This window comes from Jatrophihabitans sp. (assembly GCF_036388195.1).
Lineage (GTDB): Bacteria > Actinomycetota > Actinomycetes > Mycobacteriales > Jatrophihabitantaceae > Jatrophihabitans_A.
The window spans coordinates 1-17,387 of the sequence record NZ_DASVSG010000126.1 but is presented as its reverse complement, the minus strand read 5'-3'; the positions used below and the strand labels follow the sequence as shown (position 1 = coordinate 17,387).

The 17,387-nt window shown below is 70.4% G+C and carries 21 protein-coding genes and 1 pseudogene; 14 read left to right on the top strand and 8 right to left on the bottom strand.

Features of this window, described 5'->3' with window-relative positions:
• The first annotated feature begins 38 nt into the window (after nucleotides 1-38).
• From grpE to clpB, 4 genes are all read left to right on the top strand, one after another.
• Nucleotides 39-710 carry a nucleotide exchange factor GrpE gene (grpE, locus tag VF612_RS12855; protein WP_408660246.1) on the top strand — a complete coding sequence of 224 codons (672 nt, stop codon included), beginning with the start codon at nucleotides 39-41 and terminating at the stop codon, nucleotides 708-710.
• A 97-nt stretch (nucleotides 711-807) separates the two neighbouring features.
• The gene (locus VF612_RS12850; protein ID WP_408660245.1) at nucleotides 808-1,791 is read left to right on the top strand and encodes a DnaJ C-terminal domain-containing protein; all 984 of its coding nucleotides are present in this window, start codon (nucleotides 808-810) and stop codon (nucleotides 1,789-1,791) included.
• Nucleotides 1,788-2,234, top strand: a complete 447-nt coding sequence (locus VF612_RS12845) for a heat shock protein transcriptional repressor HspR (RefSeq protein ID WP_408660244.1) — start codon at nucleotides 1,788-1,790, stop codon at nucleotides 2,232-2,234. Before VF612_RS12850 ends, VF612_RS12845 begins: the two co-directional genes overlap by 4 nt.
• A 175-nt stretch (nucleotides 2,235-2,409) precedes the next feature.
• Entirely contained in the window at nucleotides 2,410-5,010 is a 2,601-nt protein-coding gene (clpB, locus tag VF612_RS12840) for an ATP-dependent chaperone ClpB (RefSeq protein ID WP_408660243.1), read from the top strand.
• A 114-nt stretch (nucleotides 5,011-5,124) separates the two neighbouring features.
• Here clpB and VF612_RS12835 read toward each other — a convergent pair whose 3' ends face one another.
• Nucleotides 5,125-5,784 (bottom strand): hypothetical protein, encoded by a 660-nt coding sequence (locus tag VF612_RS12835; RefSeq protein ID WP_408660242.1) that lies wholly within the window; start codon nucleotides 5,782-5,784, stop codon nucleotides 5,125-5,127.
• Between the two features lie 136 nt (nucleotides 5,785-5,920).
• Here VF612_RS12835 and VF612_RS12830 point away from each other — a divergent pair, with 136 nt between their 5' ends.
• The 7 genes from VF612_RS12830 to VF612_RS12800 are packed head-to-tail and all read left to right on the top strand — an operon-like array spanning nucleotide 5,921 to nucleotide 10,377.
• Nucleotides 5,921-6,712: an RDD family protein gene (locus tag VF612_RS12830; RefSeq protein ID WP_408660241.1), complete on the top strand. Its 792-nt coding sequence runs from the start codon at nucleotides 5,921-5,923 to the stop codon at nucleotides 6,710-6,712.
• A 12-nt stretch (nucleotides 6,713-6,724) separates the two neighbouring features.
• Nucleotides 6,725-7,204, top strand: a complete 480-nt coding sequence (locus VF612_RS12825) for a DUF2752 domain-containing protein (RefSeq protein WP_408660240.1) — start codon at nucleotides 6,725-6,727, stop codon at nucleotides 7,202-7,204.
• Nucleotides 7,205-7,225: 21 nt separating this feature from the next.
• Nucleotides 7,226-7,924, top strand: a complete 699-nt coding sequence (locus tag VF612_RS12820; protein WP_408660239.1) for a hypothetical protein — start codon at nucleotides 7,226-7,228, stop codon at nucleotides 7,922-7,924.
• On the top strand, nucleotides 7,921-8,706 hold the full coding sequence (locus VF612_RS12815) for an SDR family NAD(P)-dependent oxidoreductase (RefSeq protein ID WP_408660238.1): 786 nt from the start codon (nucleotides 7,921-7,923) through the stop codon (nucleotides 8,704-8,706). The genes VF612_RS12820 and VF612_RS12815 overlap by 4 nt, the downstream gene beginning before the upstream one ends.
• Before the next feature lie 58 nt (nucleotides 8,707-8,764).
• Nucleotides 8,765-9,292 (top strand): orotate phosphoribosyltransferase, encoded by a 528-nt coding sequence (locus VF612_RS12810; protein ID WP_408660272.1) that lies wholly within the window; start codon nucleotides 8,765-8,767, stop codon nucleotides 9,290-9,292.
• Between the two features lie 3 nt (nucleotides 9,293-9,295).
• Entirely contained in the window at nucleotides 9,296-9,955 is a 660-nt protein-coding gene (locus tag VF612_RS12805; RefSeq protein ID WP_408660237.1) for a TrmH family RNA methyltransferase, read from the top strand.
• 56 nt (nucleotides 9,956-10,011) lie between these two features.
• A complete protein-coding gene (locus VF612_RS12800) occupies nucleotides 10,012-10,377 on the top strand; it encodes a VOC family protein (protein WP_408660236.1) in 366 nt (121 codons plus the stop codon).
• Nucleotides 10,378-10,438: 61 nt separating this feature from the next.
• Here VF612_RS12800 and VF612_RS12795 read toward each other — a convergent pair whose 3' ends face one another.
• Nucleotides 10,439-10,750 carry a contact-dependent growth inhibition system immunity protein gene (locus tag VF612_RS12795; RefSeq protein ID WP_408660235.1) on the bottom strand — a complete coding sequence of 104 codons (312 nt, stop codon included), beginning with the start codon at nucleotides 10,748-10,750 and terminating at the stop codon, nucleotides 10,439-10,441.
• On the bottom strand, nucleotides 10,747-11,514 hold the full coding sequence (locus tag VF612_RS12790) for an RNase A-like domain-containing protein (RefSeq protein WP_408660234.1): 768 nt from the start codon (nucleotides 11,512-11,514) through the stop codon (nucleotides 10,747-10,749). Before VF612_RS12790 ends, VF612_RS12795 begins: the two co-directional genes overlap by 4 nt.
• A gap of 284 nt (nucleotides 11,515-11,798) precedes the next feature.
• Between VF612_RS12790 and VF612_RS12785 the strand changes: the two genes are divergently transcribed.
• Entirely contained in the window at nucleotides 11,799-12,500 is a 702-nt protein-coding gene (locus VF612_RS12785) for an IS1595 family transposase (RefSeq protein WP_408660271.1), read from the top strand.
• Nucleotides 12,501-12,512: 12 nt separating this feature from the next.
• Here VF612_RS12785 and VF612_RS12780 read toward each other — a convergent pair whose 3' ends face one another.
• The gene (locus tag VF612_RS12780) at nucleotides 12,513-12,881 is read right to left on the bottom strand and encodes a hypothetical protein (RefSeq protein WP_408660233.1); all 369 of its coding nucleotides are present in this window, start codon (nucleotides 12,879-12,881) and stop codon (nucleotides 12,513-12,515) included.
• A gap of 207 nt (nucleotides 12,882-13,088) precedes the next feature.
• Nucleotides 13,089-13,307: a hypothetical protein gene (locus tag VF612_RS12775; RefSeq protein WP_408660232.1), complete on the bottom strand. Its 219-nt coding sequence runs from the start codon at nucleotides 13,305-13,307 to the stop codon at nucleotides 13,089-13,091.
• Nucleotides 13,308-13,586: 279 nt separating this feature from the next.
• Here VF612_RS12775 and VF612_RS12770 point away from each other — a divergent pair, with 279 nt between their 5' ends.
• On the top strand, nucleotides 13,587-15,041 hold the full coding sequence (locus VF612_RS12770; protein WP_408660231.1) for an MFS transporter: 1,455 nt from the start codon (nucleotides 13,587-13,589) through the stop codon (nucleotides 15,039-15,041).
• Nucleotides 15,038-15,343, top strand: a complete 306-nt coding sequence (locus VF612_RS12765; protein ID WP_408660274.1) for a hypothetical protein — start codon at nucleotides 15,038-15,040, stop codon at nucleotides 15,341-15,343. Before VF612_RS12770 ends, VF612_RS12765 begins: the two co-directional genes overlap by 4 nt.
• On the opposite strand, the pseudogene VF612_RS12760 reads toward VF612_RS12765, so the two are convergent.
• The 3 genes and pseudogenes from VF612_RS12760 to VF612_RS12750 form a co-directional block, all read right to left on the bottom strand.
• Nucleotides 15,247-15,477, bottom strand: a pseudogene (locus tag VF612_RS12760) (hypothetical protein); the annotation flags it as partial. The gene VF612_RS12765 and the pseudogene VF612_RS12760 overlap by 97 nt on opposite strands.
• A gap of 1 nt (nucleotide 15,478) precedes the next feature.
• Nucleotides 15,479-16,252, bottom strand: coding sequence for a DUF433 domain-containing protein (locus VF612_RS12755; protein WP_408660230.1), 774 nt, complete (start codon nucleotides 16,250-16,252; stop codon nucleotides 15,479-15,481).
• On the bottom strand, nucleotides 16,252-17,387 hold a 1,136-nt coding region (locus tag VF612_RS12750; RefSeq protein WP_408660229.1), incomplete at its 5' end, for an FAD-binding dehydrogenase. The genes VF612_RS12755 and VF612_RS12750, both read right to left, overlap by 1 nt.

Here is a 17,387-nt window from a genome sequence, read left to right as displayed (position 1 = left end):
ACCAGTTCGACGCAGCTGCCGCAGAGGAGGAGTCCGACATGACGCCGCCGAATCCGGCCCCGCAGGAGTCCGGCGCCGGCCCTGAGCAACCGGCGCCCGGCGCCGGCCCCGAGCAACCGGCGCCCGGCTTCACCTTCGCGGACAAGCGCAAGATCAGCCCGGACGGCTCACCCGTGCCGCCGGCCGACGGGACGGCCTCGCCGCAGCCCGCCGACCCGGCGGCTCCGGAGCAGGCCGACCCCGCCGGGAGCACCGAAGAGGCGCCCGCCCGGCCGGACCCGAACGAGCTGCTGGCAGCCGAGCGGCTGGCAGACCTGCAACGCCTGCAGGCCGAGTACGCCAACTACCGCAAGCGGGTCGACCGGGACCGGGCGATGATCCGGGATCTGGCGGTGGCCGCGGTCATCGAGTCCCTGCTCCCGGTGCTCGACGACATCCACCTGGCCCGCCAGCACGGAGATCTCGAGGCCGGTCCGCTGGCAAGCATCGCCGACAAGCTCGAGACCACCCTGGCCAAGTACGGGGTCGAGCGCTACGGCGAGCCCGGCGCCGCCTTCGACCCGGCGGTGCACGACGCGCTGATGCACGTCGACGAGGAGCTGGCCGAGGGCACCGAGGTGACCACCGTGGTCGGCGTGCTGCAGCCCGGATACCGGATCGGCGACCGGGTGGTACGGCCCGCCCGGGTGTCGGTCGCGGACCCCACCTGAGGAGCTGGCCGGGCGCACGGCCCGGCCAGCACTCAGCACCACCAGCTCAGAACCGATGGACAGATCACAGGCACCGCAGTGAAGGAGGCATGACGTCATGGCCAACCAGGACTGGTTCGACAAGGACTTCTACAAGTCCCTGGGCGTCGCCTCTGACGCGGGGGACTCCGAGATCAAGAAGGCCTACCGCAAGCTGGCCAAGGACCTGCACCCGGACAAGAACCCCGGCGACGCCAAGGCCGAGCAGCGGTTCAAGGAGGTCAGCGAGGCCTACTCGGTGCTCTCCGACGCCGACCAGCGCCGGGAGTACGACGCGGTGCGCGCGATGAGCCACGGCCGCGCCCGGTTCACCGCAGGCAGCGGACCCAGCGGGGGCTTCTCCGACGACGTGTTCTCCGGCTTCTTCAGCAGGCAGTCCGGTCGCCAGACGGGTGGCTTCGGCGGTTCGGGCGCGAACATCAGCGTCGAGGACCTGCTCTCGGGGATGTTCTCCGGCGGCGGCGCCAGCGGTTTCGGCCAGGCGCCCCCGCGTACCGGAAGCGACGTCGAGGCCACCGCCACGCTGAGCTTCCGGCAGGCCGTGGAGGGTGACACCGTCACCCTGCGCCGCGAGGACGGCTCGTCCGTGACCACCCGGGTGCCCGCCGGGGTGAAGGACGGCCAGAAGATCCGGCTGCGCGGCAAGGGCAATCCGGGCCCAGCAGGCAACGGTGACCTGATCCTGACCGTGGCGGTGCAGCCGCACCCGCTGTTCGGCCGCTCCGGTGACGACCTCACCGTGACGGTTCCGGTGACCTTCGCCGAGGCTGCCCTGGGCGCCCAGATCGCGGTGCCCACCTTCGACGGCTCGACCGTCACCCTCAAGCTCGCTCCCGGCACCCCGTCCGGCCGGGTGCTGCGGGTCAAGGGCAAGGGCGTGTCCCGCAAGGACGGCTCGTCCGGCGATCTGCTGGTCACGGTCTCCGTCGCGGTGCCGCAGAAGCTCGACGGAGCCGCCCGCGAGGCCGTCGAGGCCTATGCCGCGGCCACCGCAGGCGATGACCCGCGAGCCGGGCTGCTGGCGCAGGCGAGGTCGGCATGAGCGTCCCCCGCTTCGCAGAATCGGCCGCGGTCTTCGTCATCTCGGTGGCGGCGGAGCTGGCCGGCATGCATCCCCAGACGCTGCGGCAGTACGACCGGCTGGGCCTGGTGTCACCGCACCGGACCCCTGGCCGGGGCCGCCGGTACTCGGCCCGCGACATCGAGCAGCTGCGCGAGGTCCAGCGGCTCTCCCAGGAGGAGGGGGTGAACCTCGCCGGCATCAAGCGCATCCTCGAGCTGGAGAACGAGGTGCACGAGCTCCGGGCCCGGCTGGCCGAGGTGGAGGAGGACCGCCGCCGCTCCAGCCGCGCCGAGGCCACCATGCGCCGCCGGCTGTTTGCGGCCGGCCCGGCCGGGGACATCGTCTCGGTCCCGATGGGCCGCCCGTTCAGCAACCCGTCCAGCGAGCTGGTGGTCTGGCGACCCACCCAGGTCCGCAGCTAGCCCCGGCGAGCCGGTGGCCGTCAAGCTCTCGCGCTCGGCCAGCAAACGGTCATCAAAGTTGAGCGGAACAGACTCAACTTCTGGATCGTTGAACAGGAGGCCGGTCGAGAACACCGGCCATCGACTGAACGCACTGACCGATCGACCACACCGAATAAAGGGGTAGACAGAGGCCATGGACCTGACCACCCGTAGCCAGCAGGCCGTATCCACGGCCGTCCGGACAGCTGCCGACAAGGGCAACCCCGCCGTGGAGCCTGCCCATCTCGCAGCCGCCCTGCTCAGCGACGAGCAGGGCCTGGCGCGTCCGATGGTGCAGGCAGTCGGCGTGGACCCGGCCAAGCTCAGCCGCGAGATCGGCGCCCTGGTGAGCGCCCTCCCGGCCGCGGCCGGCTCCACGGTGTCCGCTCCGCACACGTCCCGGAACCTGCTCAATGTCCTGGCCGCCGCCGAGCGGATCGCCAAGGACGCGGGAGACGAGTACGTCTCGGGCGAGCACCTGCTGCTCGCGCTGGCCGAGGTGCCCTCCGAGGTGGCGAGCACGCTCACCCGGCTGGGCGCGAACCCGACCGCGCTGCGCGCCGCCCTGACCCAGGTGCGCGGCTCGACCCGGGTCACCAGCCCCGATCCCGAAGGCACCTACCAGGCGCTGGAGAAGTACGGCGTCGACCTGACCGCCGCCGCCCGCGAGGGCAAGCTCGACCCGGTGATCGGACGGGACGCCGAGATCCGCCGGGTCATCCAGGTGCTGTCCCGGCGCACCAAGAACAACCCGGTGCTGATCGGCGAGCCCGGCGTCGGCAAGACCGCCGTCGTCGAGGGGCTCGCCCAGCGCATCGTGGCCGGCGACGTCCCGGAGTCCCTGCAGGGCAAGCGGCTGGTGTCGCTGGACCTGGGCGCGATGGTGGCCGGCGCCAAGTATCGCGGCGAGTTCGAGGAGCGGTTGAAGGCCGTCCTGACCGAGATCAAGGACTCCGCCGGCCAGATCCTCACCTTCATCGACGAGCTGCACACCGTGGTCGGCGCCGGCGCGACCGGCGAGGGCGCGATGGACGCCGGCAACATGCTCAAGCCGATGCTGGCCCGTGGCGAGCTGCACATGGTCGGCGCCACCACGCTGGACGAGTTCCGCGAGCACATCGAGAAGGACCCGGCCCTGGAGCGCCGGTTCCAGCAGGTGCTGGTCGGCGAGCCGTCCGTGGAAGACACCATCGGCATCCTGCGCGGCCTGGCCGGCCGGTACGAGGCGCACCACAAGGTGCAGATCTCCGACGGCGCGCTGGTGGCCGCCGCCACCCTGTCCGACCGGTACATCACCTCGCGGTTCCTGCCCGACAAGGCCATCGACCTGATCGACGAGGCGGCGTCGCGGCTGCGGATGGAGATCGACTCCCGTCCCGTCGAGATCGACGAGCTGCAGCGCTCGGTCGACCGGCTGAAGATGGAGGAGCTCGCGCTGTCGAAGGAATCCGACCCGGCCTCGGTCGCCAGGCTCGAGGTGCTGCGCGCCGAGCTCGCCGACCGGACCGAGGCGCTGGAGGCGCTGAACGCCCGCTGGGAGCGGGAGAAGTCCGGCCTGAACCGGCTCGGTGAGCTGAAGGAGAAGCTGGACGAGCTGCGCACCCAGGCCGACCGGGCGCAGCGGGAGGGCGACTTCGAGACCGCGTCCCGGCTGATGTACGGCGAGATCCCGCAGACGGAGAAGGAGCTGACCGAAGCGGCTGCCGCCGAGCAGCCGGCCGACGTGATGGTCAAGGAAGAGGTCACCGCCGACGACATCGCCGAGGTGGTCGCGGCCTGGACCGGCATTCCGGCGGGCCGGTTGATGGAGGGCGAGACCGCGAAGCTGCTGCGGATGGAAGATGCGCTCGGCCTGCGGGTGAAGGGCCAGAAGCAGGCCGTCCAGGCCGTCTCCGACGCGGTGCGCCGGGCCCGGGCCGGCATCAGCGACCCCAACCGCCCGACCGGCTCGTTCCTGTTCCTCGGCCCGACCGGTGTCGGCAAGACCGAGCTGGCCAAGGCGCTGGCCGCGTTCCTGTTCGATGACGAGCGGGCGATGGTCCGCATCGACATGAGCGAGTACTCCGAGAAGCACTCGGTGGCCCGCCTGGTCGGCGCCCCGCCCGGCTATGTCGGCTACGACGAGGGCGGCCAGTTGACCGAGGCGGTGCGTCGCCGGCCGTACTCGGTGGTGCTGTTCGACGAGGTCGAGAAGGCGCATTCGGACGTCTTCGACATCCTGCTGCAGGTGCTCGACGACGGCCGGCTGACCGACGGCCAGGGCCGGACGGTGGACTTCCGCAACGTGATCCTGGTGCTGACCTCGAACCTCGGCTCGCACATCCTGGTCTCGGAGCTGGACGACACCTTGAAGAAGGAGGCCGTGATGGATGCGGTCCGGACCCACTTCAAGCCGGAGTTCCTGAACCGTCTCGACGACATCGTGGTGTTCGACCCGTTGACCACCGTGGAGCTGGCCGGCATCGTCGACGTCCAGCTGGGCCTGCTGCAGAACCGGCTGGCCGGGCGGCGGCTGGTGCTGCAGGTCTCCGACGCGGCCCGGGAGTGGCTGGCGATCAACGGCTTCGACCCGCTGTACGGCGCCCGGCCGCTGCGCCGGCTGATCCAGACCGCGATCGGCGACCGGCTGGCCAAGGCGCTCATCGCCGGCGAGATCACCGACGGCGACCAGGTGGTCATCGACGTCACCGAGGACCGGTCAGCGCTGACGGTGATGCCTGATCGGTCGGCGTTGCCGGTGACGGCCGTTCGCTGAGCTGCGCGGCATGCGGTGCGGGAACCGCGGTGCTGGATCAGTGCTGGAACCGCTAGCGCTGGAACCGCGGTGCTGGAACCGCCCGCGACCGCAGGTGCTGCGACCGGCCCGGGCTCACTCGGGCTGGGCGGCGGGCAGCACGCCCAGCCAACGGGTGACGCTGGCCTGGTAGCTCAGGGCCAGCATGCCGAGGCTGGCCGCCGCCATCAGCAGCGGCACCATGCCGTTCACCGCGGCCTGCAACCACCAGAACCCGCACACGGTGAGCACCGTCCACCCCGAGATGGTGATCACCAGCCGGCCGATCACCCGCCCGGTCAGGAACGAGATGCCCCCGATCGCCAGGCAGGCGCCGAGTGCGAAGTCCAGCAGCGCCAGCAGCAGGTAGCTGGAGTCGCTGCCCCGGTAGAACGAGCGATCCGGGGCGCCGTACTCGTCCTGCAGGCTGATGATCGCCAGCAGCAGCAGCCCGAACAGCCCCAGCAGGGCAGCCAGGCCGAGCGCGAGGATGCCGGCCATCACCGCCGGCCCGGGAGTGCGGTTGCCGGCCGGCAGCTGGCCGTATCCAGCCACCGGGATCGGCCCTGGCCCGTTGGCCGGCCCGTCAAGGCCACCGTCGGGCCGGCCGGCAGACCCCGGACCAGCTGGCGGCGGGGCCGCTGCCGGCCGCCCGGAGTACGGGTCGGTCAGCGCGGCGCGGTACGGGTCCGCCGGCTGGGTCAGGGCAAGCTCGCGGGCGGCGCTACGCGCCTTCTTCCCCTCGGCCGTCCCCATGGCCGCCAACGGTAGTCGCCGTTCCTAGGCGATGCAGCTGCCCGGCAGGCCCTTTTGGCGATAGGTTCTGCGGCAGCAGGACACCGGGGCGACCCAGCCGGTTTCTCGCGTGCCAACTTCAAGCAAGGGGATAGCGATGACACAGTGGGGCAACAGCCCAAGTGGTGAACCAGGCGACGGGCAACCGGCTCAGCCGGATCCGTGGGCCAAGCCGCAGGCAGGCCAGCAGCAGGGCCAGCCCGATCCGTGGGCGCAGCAGCAGCAGCCCGATCAGCAGCAGGGCCAGCAGCCCGGCTATGGCCAGCAGCCCGGCCAGCCTGACCCGTGGGCTCAACAGCAGGGCCAACAGCAGGGCCAGCAGCCCGGTCAGCAGCCGGGCTACGGCCAGCCGCCCGGCTACGGCCAGCCACCCGGCTATGACCAGCAGCAGCAGGCGTACGGCCAGCCGCAGCAGGCGTACGGGCAGCCCCAGGGGTACGGCCAGCAGCCGGGCTACTACCCGCCGGCCCCGGGCTACACCGGCGGCGTGATGCCCGGCGGAGCTGGCTCGATCGCAGGCATGGGCGCCCGCTTCGGCGCGTTCCTGATCGACATCATCATCCTGGCCGTGGTCGGCTTCATCATGCGGGTCCTGTTCGGCGCGAACCTCAGCGGCCTGCTGAACCTCATCATCGGCTTCGCCTACTTCGGCTACCTGATCGGGGTCAAGCAGCAGACGCTGGGCATGCGAGTGCTCAACATCCGGGTCGTCGATGCCACCAACGGCGGGCCGATCGGCGTCGGCCGGGGGCTGTTGCGCTACCTGGTCCAGAGCCTCACCGGCCTGCTGTGCCTGATCGGGTACTTCTCGCCGTTCTTCGACGGCACCAAGCGGTACCAGGGCTGGCACGACAAGGCGGCCGGCGACTTCGTCGTCAACGCCAAGTAGCTCCTTCCGGTCGTGACCGCCGCGCAGTCCAGGCTCAGGGCTGCCCCCGTCCTCGGGACGGGGGCAGCCCTCGCTGCTGCCGCCGTGCTGTGGTTCGTCGACCCGAACACCCACCGGCTGCCGCTGTGCCCGCTGCATGAGCTCACCGGGCTCTGGTGCCCGTTCTGCGGCTCCACCCGGGCCGCGTACGCGCTGCTGCACGCCCAGCCGGCCACCGCCCTGCACGACAACGCGCTGTTCGTGCTGGCGCTGCCGGTGCTGGCGCTGCTCTGGGGGCGATGGCTCTTCTCCGCCGGGGCGCCGCCCCCCGCTGCCCGGCCGCGCGCCGCTGTCCGGCCGCGCTTCTCTGCCGGGTCGCGCGCCGCGGTCCGGCCGCGCGCTGCTGTCCGGCCGCTGCCCCGGCCGGTGATCTGGGCCGGGATCGTCCTGGTCCTGGCGTTCGGCGTCGTGCGCAACCTGCCGTCGGGTAGCTGGCTGGCGCCCCCGGTCTGAGCCGCCGGTACGCTCGCTCAGATGGGAACCCCTACCGCACCCGGTGTACGACGACCCGTCCGGCCGCGCACCGTCGAGTTGGCGCTGGGTGCGATCCTGCTGCGGTGCCTGCTGGCGCTGGCCGCCGCGTTCGCCCTGTACGGCTCCAAGGACGAGCTTCGCCGCACCGGCGCGACGCTGCATCCGGAATGGTCCGCGGCCACCTTGGCGGAGAAGGTCGACAGCCAACTGCGCTCCAACGTGGTGCTGACCCTTGCCTACGTCGGGCTGGTGCTGCTGATCGCCAAGTACATCCGGGACGGCCGCAACTGGGCCCGCTGGCTCTACATCTTCGTCGCGTTCCTGGTGGCCGGGGACGTGTTCCGGCTGACCGGATTCTTCAGCAGCGACAACCTCCTGTTCCGGCTGCTGTCCGGTTTCACCGGGCTGGCTTCGCTGGCGGCGATCGTGCTGCTGGTGCTGCCGCCCAGCACCGCGTACTTCCGGCCCGCCGGAGAGTCCGGCTCGCCGCTCGGCGCGCTGTTCGGTGGCCGGGCAGCGACGGCGGCCCGGGATGCCGCCAACCGCAGGGCTGGCAGCGCTGCCGAACCAGCCGCTGAGCCGACAGCCGCGCCGGTGTCGCTGACCAAGCCGGCGAGCGAGCGAGCCGCCGCCGCCGCGCCCCCTGCCGGGACCAAGCGGGCGCCGCGGGCGAAGTCCCGCAAGCAGGCGCCGCAGTGACCCAAGCGGCGCCGCCGTTGCCGGGTTACGCCCTGGTCACCGGCGCCACCGCCGGGTTGGGCGCGTCCTTCACCCGCCGGCTGGCGGCCGAGGGCCGCGACCTGGTACTGGTCGCACGGACGCTGGATCGGCTCGAGAGCATGGCCGCCGAGGTCCGGGACCGGTTCGCGGTGCAGGTCGAGGTGCTGCCCGCGGACCTGAGCACTCCGGACGGCTGCGCCGCGGTGGCCGCCCGGATCGGCCAGTCCGAACGCCCGGTCGACACCCTGATCAACAATGCCGGCATCGGGCTCTACCGCCGGTTCGGCGACGCTCCGCTGGCCGATGAGCAGCGGTTGCTGGACCTCAATGTCGGCTCCGTCCTGACGCTGACCCATGCGGCGGTCGGCGCGATGACCACCCGTGGACGCGGCGAGATCATCAACATCTCCTCGGTCGCCGGCTTCGTCCCGCGCGGGCCGTCGACCACCTATGCCGCCGGCAAGGCCTGGGTCACCTCGTTCAGCGAGGGGCTCTCGCTGCTGCTGGCGGGCACCGGCGTCCGGATCACCGCGGTCTGCCCCGGCTTCACCCACACCGAGTTCCACGACCGGGCCAAGGCGGACATGAGCGGCACGCCGTCCTGGATGTGGCTCGACGCCGACCGGGTGGTCGCCGAGGGGCTGGCCGACGCGCGGGCCGGCGTGGTGATCAGCGTGCCGAGCAGGCGGTACAAGGCGCTGCTGATCCTGGTCAAGGTGCTGCCGCGCTCGGTCGTTCGTTGGGTGGTGAGCCGTCGATAGGGTGTGCGGCATGAGCGAGCAGCGGAGCGATGAGTTCTCAAGCGAAGAGGGAACCGGCATGAGTGATCGCGACGAGCTGCTGAGCTTGATCAAGGAGCTGGCCGTAGTGCACGGCCAGGTGACGCTGTCATCGGGGCAGCAGGCCGACTACTACATCGACCTGCGCCGGATCACCCTGCACCGGCGGGCCGCGCCGCTGGTCGGGCGGGTGCTGCGGGACCTGACCGCGGACTGGTCCTATGAGGCGGCCGGGGGGCTGACGCTGGGCGCCGACCCCGTCGGAACCGCGATCCTGCACGCCAGCGGGGGCGCCGTGGACGCCTTCGTGGTGCGCAAGGCGGAGAAGCGGCATGGCATGCAGCAACGGATCGAAGGGCCGTCGGTGGCCGGGCGCCGGGTGCTGGCGGTGGAGGACGTGTCCACCACCGGATCCAGCCCGCTGACCGCCGTCGAGGCGTTGCGCGAGGCCGGCGCCGATGTGGTCGGGGTGGCGTTGATCGTGGACCGGGGCGCTCGCCGCACGATCGAGGCGGCCGGCTTGCCGTGCCGTGCGGCGTACTCGCTGGCCGACCTGGGACTGGCCTAGGACGTGCTGGGTGAGGGTGCCCCGCCGGCGGGGCCGTCCGACGCGACCCCGGATCTGGCTGTCGGCGTCGGGCCGCATCCGCGTCCGTGGCCGGACGGCGCGCAGTACGACCCGCAGTTGCTGGCGCACGGTGACCAGCGCAACGTCCGTGACTGCTACCGGTACTGGAGCGTCGACGCGATCGTCGCCGACCTCGACACCCGCCGGCACGAGTTCGTGGTGGCCATCGAGAACTGGCAGCACGACGCGAACATCGGCACCGTGGTGAGGACGGCCAACGCCTTCGGAGCCCGCGAGGTGCTGATCATCGGACGCAAGCGCTGGAACCGGCGCGGCGCGATGGTCACCGACCGCTACCAGCACCTGCGCCACCTGCGCAGCATCGCTGACCTGACGGACTGGGCGGCCGGCGCCGGCCGTCCGATCGTGGCGATCGACAACACCCCAGGCGCCCGTCCGATCGAGACGGCCGAGCTGCCGCGCAACGCCCTGTTCCTGTTCGGCCAGGAGGGACCCGGGCTCACCGCCGAGGCTCAGGCCAGCGCGGCCATGACGCTCTCGATCGCCCAGTTCGGCTCCACCCGCTCGATCAATGCCGGGGTGGCGGCCGGGATAGCGATGCACTGCTGGATCCGTCAGCACGCCGTCCTCGACAGCGGTTGACAGGGCAGCCGGGACTCTCTGACGTACCGATCCGGCTTCATGGGAGGGTTGTCACCATGGCTATCGAGTTGCAAGGCCTGCGCACCGTGATCTATCCCGTGGCCGACCTGGCCGCCGCCACGCTGTGGTGGAGCACCCTGCTCGGCCGCGAGCCGTACTTCGACCAGCCGTTCTACGTCGGTTTCAACGTCGCCGGATACGAGCTCGGGCTGCTGCCCGAGGCCAGCCCGGGCGACGGCGCGCTGACCTACTGGGGTGTGGAGTCGGTGCAGGACGCCATGGACGCCGCCATCGCCCTCGGCGCGGTCGAGCACACGGCCGCCAGCGCGGTCGGCGACGGCATCGTGACCGGCTCGGTGCTGACCGCGACCGGCAACGTGGTGGGCTTCATCCGCAACCCGCACTTCGCGCTGCCCGGCTGACCGCTGCCCGGCTGACCGCTGGGCGGCTGGGCGGCTGGGCGGCGACCGTAAAGGCAGCGGTTCAGGCGGCCGGTGAGCTGTGCAGAATCTCGTCGACGCGGTCTGCCACGGCCAGCAGCCAGGTTCGGTGGTTGTCCCATCCGTCCGCTGTTGGTAAGTAGTTGAGGCCTAGATCGACAAGCGCGCCTTCCAGATCTGATTCTGATCGGTAAGCATCAATTAGGTCAGTGATCTCGCGATGAAGATGCGGCGCGTACTCTGGCTCATCTCGAGCGAATGTGTCCACAGCACCCCAAGCACTGCCATGAAGGTCGGCGAAGTCCTCGTGGAGGTAACCCCCCAGCAGGGTCTCCAATGATTCCCAAGACTTCATTCGATCACCATCGCAGTAACTAGTAGGTAGCCGTTCTCCATCTTCGCGCTGCGCTCAAGAAAGATCTTAATCCCATCAGAAGCCGCAGACTCCGTCGATCCGCGGGGAATCAGGACACCGACATGGGTCGAAGATCTGCCTGTAAGCACAAGCCTCTTCAATCGACCGGCTAGCCAAGGGTCCACCTGCCGCTGATTCTGCTTGAGCACGGCTGCGATCGCGTTCTCTGCCGTCTGCCGGTCGTAGAAGGTGGAGGCGCCCCTGATCTGCGGTTCGGTGGCGAGCCGGTTCCGCAGGAACTGCTCCGACTTTCCGACGTGCTTGGCGAGGGTGTGCCCTCCCGCCGCTTCGTGAGCCATCAGGCCGCCACCGGGGACGAGGTGGACCACGTTGTCAGCCGCCCGTGCCGCACGCAAGGCGTTGCCGCCGAGCGGGACCGCGGCAGCCAGCTCCCAACCCAGGCTGGCGGTGCTGACCGATTCACCGTGAGCGCGACGGGTGCTGTCCACCGCGAACTGCGCGACGGCAAGGACGGTGGCGGCGGCCAGGCAGGCCGCGCCGACCGGCGGGCAGATGAACAGCAGGCCCAGCCCCAGCACCGACAGCCCGACGTTCAGCTCGCCGAGGCAGGCAGAGACGGTGCGCAGGGACGGATGCAGCACCGCCTGCTCGAACGGCCGCACCGCATCCACCGCGACGTGGCCCAGCTGGTGGGTGAAGGCACGGAAGTCATGCAGGTCCCGGGTCGGGTCGTGCTCGTCCACCCATTGCAACGCCCGGACGCAGCGGTCCAGCCCGTCGGCCCACCGGTCGTAGCCGGCCTTGAAAGCGCGTGCCAGGGGCACCAGCTCGGTGCTCGCGTCGGGTGCGGGCACGGTGGACTGCGCTGCCGACGCCGGCGTACCCGTTCAGCGCCGTGGCGTAGCCGTCGTACCGGTCGGCGGTGGCTGACAGCTGCGGCGCGTGCGACCGAAGCTGCAGGACCAGGGCCTGGTGCGCCGGCCCGCGCCAGAGGCCGGACTCGACCCGGGACAGCAGCACGCCGGTGATGTGGCGCAGCTCGGCGGCGAACGCCTCGAAGAACTCGATCAGCGCGTGGGAGATCAGCCGCAAGTACGAGGTCACCAACGAAACCGCCTGGCATATGCTGCACCGAATCCGTGAGGCCATGCAGTTCGAGCCACTGGCCGCGTTGTTCGGCGGCGCGGTCCAGGTGGATGAGAGCTGGATCGGCGGGGACCCCAAGAACCGGCACCGCAACGACCCGCGCGAGCAGCCACGGGCCTACGGCACCACGGACAAGCAGCCGGTGGTTTCCCTGGTCCATTACGAGACCCGTTCGGCGCATACCCGTGTGGTGGCCGACGTGACCGCTAAGAGCCTGCTGCCTGCCATCCGGGAGGTCATGGACCCGGAGCGGACGCACCTGCACACTGACTCAGCGCGGGCTTACCGGCAGATAGCGGCCGAGTTCGCCGCCCACGAATTCGTCAACCACTCGGCCGGTGAGTACGCGCGCGGCAACGTGTTGACCAACCTCAATGAGGGCTACTTTTCGCAGTTGAAGCGGTCCCTCGACGGTACGCACCATCATGTTTCGGTGGAGCATCTGCAGCGGTATCTGAATCAGTTTGACTTTCTATACACGCATTGCAAGCGCACCGATTCCGAGCGAATGCGGCTGGTGATCGGCAACGTCGGCGGACGACGCTTGACCTATAAGCCACTCATTGCCGAAGTGGACTTCTGACTAGCCCCTTCCTCACGCATCGGGCATTCGTTCGGCCCAGCTGCGGTAGAGGAGGTGTGGCGTTTCTGCAAGGTCTAATTTGTCTCGCCAATCATCGCAAGCTGGCTTGACTCCAAACTCGAACACCCACCGAACGACCATCTCGAATGTGTGGCGAGGGGTTGGTAGGTGAGCCTTGGGCGTCACTGGGCTGGAATCGTTCAACAATGCTGCGCCGAGGTGGATATGCGGATCGCGGATCGGCGAACTGCCATCCGGATGCCAGTGAAAAGAAACGTACTCAACGTGGCCGGGACCGCTGACGGAGTATCTGTAGGCCCGTGTCTTGACACGGTAAGGGCCGTAGTCTGGACGCTCATCCTCGATCAGTTCCCATTCCATCGACGGATCGAAAAGCAGTTCGGGGCCGTTGGCAGTTTTGAGTTCTAACCCCGCCCCAGAATTGAGCGCCCAGCTGTGCCTCTCCCCTAGGCGAGGGTGCTTAGCGCCAGCACTTGTTGTCAGTTTGCAGGTGCCCAAACATGACGCCGCCTGCTGAAGCGGCCCCAGAAATCGAGTAACCGCCTCAGCCGGCGTACGTCCGGCCACTTAGCCGAGCAATACAGTAATGCCGATGAGCCGCTGAATGGCGACGTCATCGCATCCATCGAACACACCCGCGCGTAACTGCCCCAAAAACTCCGCTCCGGTCATGCCAACCTCGGCACGAGCCCGGGAGTCAAGGATCGCTAGAACCTCATCACGGTCAGCTTCCACAGCTACAACCCCAGTGTTGCGTTCAGCTAGCTCCTCCAACGTGACTGCCATCGCTGGACCCTCCCTTCGATCGGGCTTTCGGCCGTTCCGGCCTAGTGCGCCTGTACCTCGAAGCTACGTGCAGGGTCTGACAGTCCTGCCCACCCTGTGATAGACGTTACCGGGTCCTGGCCGCTCCTGCCCCTCAAATCGGGACCTTTCGCCGACTTTCTGGGGACCTTGGGTCCGTCAGCCCGCATAGCGCCCGGTCCTCCACAAGCTCTGAAAGCGCTGAAAACGGCCCTAGGTGTGTCCCTAGAGTAGGTCAGGCACACACGGACTGGAGCGGCTGTGGCCGAACTGACGAAGCAGCGCCGGATGCTGGTGCTGGCGATCTGCTGCATGAGCCTGCTGATCGTCGGCATGGACAACACCATCGTCAACGTCGCGCTGCCCTCCATCCGGACCGACCTGAACGCCTCGGTCGAGGGGCTGCAGTGGACGATCGACAGCTACACGCTGGTGCTCGCCAGCCTGCTGATCCTGGCCGGTTCGTCGGCTGACCGGTTCGGTCGTCGGCGGACGTTCCAGAGCGGTCTGGTGCTGTTCACCCTCGGCTCGCTGCTGTGCAGCATCGCCCCTGGCCTCGGCTGGCTGATCGTCTTCCGGATGGTGCAAGCCGTCGGCGGCTCGATGCTCAACCCGGTGGCGATGTCGATCATCACCAACGTCTTCACCGAGCCGCAGGAGCGGGCCCGCGCCATCGGGATCTGGGGCGGCGTGATCGGCATCAGCCTGGGTGTCGGGCCGGTCGTCGGCGGCCTGCTCACCGAAACCGTCGGCTGGCGCTCGATCTTCTGGATCAACGTGCCGATCGGGCTTGCCGCCGTGGTGCTGGCGGCGCTCTACGTGCCGGAATCGCGTGCCCCACGGGCGCGACGGGTAGACCCGATAGGCCAGCTGCTGGTGCTGGTGGTGCTGGCCTCGGTCACCTACGCCATCATCAACGCCCCGCAGGCCGGGTGGGGCTCGCTGGAGACCTGGGCGCTGTTCGGGGTCGCCGTCCTGGCTGCGCTGGCGCTGCTGGCCTACGAACCGCGCCGCGCCGATCCGCTTCTCGAGCTCCGCTTCTTCCGCAGCGTGCCGTTCTCGGCCGCCACCGTCATCGCCGTCTGCGCGTTCGGCGCCTTCAGCGGCTTCCTGTTCCTGAACACCCTGTACCTGCAGGACGTCCGCCAGCTGTCGGCGCTGCACGCGGGACTGTTCCTGCTGCCGATGGCGCTGGTCACCGCGCTGTTCGCGCCGGTGTCAGGACGGATCGTCGGCTCGCGCGGGCCGAGGCTGCCGCTGGTCCTCGCCGGGGTCGCCATGTGCGCCGGGGGCCTGGCGCTCACCGGGCTGGACCGCACGACCAGCTACGGCTGGCTGATGGCCAGCTACGCGATGTTCGCGATCGGCTTCGGCATGGTCAATGCCCCGGTCACCAACACCGCCGTCTCCGGCATGCCGCGGTCCCAGGCCGGCGTGGCGGCGGCGGTGGCCTCCACCAGCCGGCAGGTCGGCGCGGCGCTGGGCGTGGCCATCATCGGCTCGGTGATCAACACCGGATCATCCGGCGCGATGGCCAGCGATCTGGTGTCGGCGAGCCGGCCGGGCTGGTGGATGATCGTCGCCGCGGGGGTGTGCGTCCTGCTGCTCGGCGCGGCCAGCACCAGCCGGCGTGCCCAGCGCAGCGCAGACCGGACGGCGCGGTTGTTCTCCGCCGAGACACCCACCACCGGACCCGCGGTGATCGGCGCGCCATGAGGGCAGCTAGCGCTCCGGACACGCTGCGCATCCCGGAGGCCGTGATCAGGTACAGCGCCGGCCCGGGCCGGGCGCAGGCCAGCGCGACCGCGTCGAGCACCGACAGGAAGCGGTCGGCCAGGACGGCCGGTTCCAGCTGCGCGCCACCCAGGCAGAACGCGTGGACGCCCTGCGGGGTGATCACCGCCCGCTCGACCGTCCGGCGCCGGATGTGGGGGTCCCTCAGCAGAACCGGCCAGCCCCGCTGCCCGGCGTACCCGAGCCACTCGGCATCCTCGACGGCCTCGGCGGCGGGCCCGTAGACGTCGACGAGCGTGTGGACCCGCAGGCCAGCCGCGCGCAACAGCGCCGGCACCGCGATGCTGCCCAGGCTGCGGTCCAGCAGCAGGTCAGGCAGCAGGTCGGGCAGCGCGCCGGAGTGCTGCCCGGTCGTCATCTCAGGCGGCCACGGGCGTCGCCACACCGACGGCGTCCAAGAGGTGCTCGGCGGGCACCCGGTATTCGGCCGCGACGGTTTCCAGCTCCACCCCCGCGCGCACCATCGACAGGGCATCCTCCACGCGGGCGCCGCCGCGGACGAAGACCGGCTGCCCGAAGCCACGAGCCGGATCGACGACGACCTCGGCCGTCCGGTAGGCAGGCAGCCGGAGAAGGCGGGCGTAGCCGTCCTCGGCGAACTCGATACGGCGCCAGGACTCGACGGTCATGTCGAGCACCCGCTGGTCGCTGCGCACCACGACCACGTCAGGCGCCTCGCCGGCGGCAGCGTCCTCGACTTCGGCGTAGTCGAAGAGCACCTCGACGCCATCGGTGTGCAGCCACCTGCTGGCCAGCGGATGCCGGACCCCGAGCCGATCCTCCAGCCGAGCCAGCGCCGGCCGCACCCGCTGGAGGGGGACGCCGCCGCGCCGCATCGCGGTGAGCACCAACCCCTCCGCCAGCCCGATGAACGGGACGACGGCGTCCCGCCGGCTGTCGCGCCGGGCGACCGTGGTCAGGAGCGGCCGGCCGAGCGCCGAGCCCGCTGACCGGCCGAGCGCCAAGCCCGCTGACCGGCCGAGCGCCAAGCCCGCCGACCGGCTGCGGTAGCCCGTTGCCCAGCCGCCGAAGGTGGACTCCGGAACACCGAGGTACCGCGCCGCCTCGGCGATCGTGTACAGCGGAGCCCGGAACCGGTCGAGCGCGCCGCCGTCCTCGAGCAGGGCCGTCATCAGCCCGCCACCGCCGCGGCGGCGGCCCGTCCCGCGACCCGCCCGGAGAACAGGCAGCCGCCGAGGAAGGTGCCCTCCAGCGACCGGTAGCCGTGCATGCCACCCCCGCCGAAGCCGCTCGCCTCGCCGGCTGCGTAGACACCGGCCATCGGCTGCCCCCCGGGCTGGAGCACCCGGCCGTCCAGATCGGTCTCCAGCCCGCCGAGGGTCTTGCGGGTGAGCACGTTCAACCGGATGGCGACCAGCGGCCCCGCGTCCGGATCGAGCAGCCGGTGCGGTTTGACCACCCGGATCAGCCGGTCCCCGACGTAGCCGCGCGCGCCCCGGATGGCGGTCACCTGCAGGTCCTTGGTGTACCGGTTGCCGACCTCGCGGTCCCGGGCCTCGATCTCCCGCTGCACGTCGGCCAGCTCGAGCAGGTCCTCGCCGGTCAGCGTGTTCATGCCGGCGACCAGTTCCCGCAGGGTCACGGCGGTGACGAAATCCGCGCCGCGCTCCTGGAAGGCCGCCACCGGCGCCGGCGCGCCGCCCCGTCCGCGGTTCAGCACCCCGCGGATCGACTTGCCGGTCAGGTCCGGGTTCTGCTCCGAGCCGGACAGGGTGAACTCCTTGGAGAGGATCCGCTGGTTGAGCACGAACCAGCTGTAGTCGTGACCGGTATGCATCAGGTGGGTCAGCGTGCCGAGGGTGTCGAAGCCGGGGAACAGCGGGACGGGCAGTCGCCGGCCGAGGGCATCCAGCCAGAGCGAGGACGGCCCGGGCAGGATCCGGATCCCGTGGTTGGGCCAGATCGGGTCCCAGTTCTGCAGGCCCTCGGTGTAGTGCCACATCCGGTCGGGGTTGATGACGCTGCCGCCGGCGGCCTGGGTGATGCCGAGCAGCCGGCCGTCGACGTGGGCGGGCACTCCGGCCACCATCCGGTCCGGCGCCGGTCCCAGCCGGGACGGCCAGTTGCGGCGCACCAGGTCATGGTCGCCACCGATGCCGCCGGAGGTCACGATCACCGCCTGGGCACGCAGCTCGAAGTCGTCGATCCTGGTACGCGAGCTCGGCCGGCCACGGTCGACATCGCTGGGCTCCAGCACCGCACCGCGTACGCCGGTCACGGCGCCGTCGTGGACGACGAGCTCGTCGA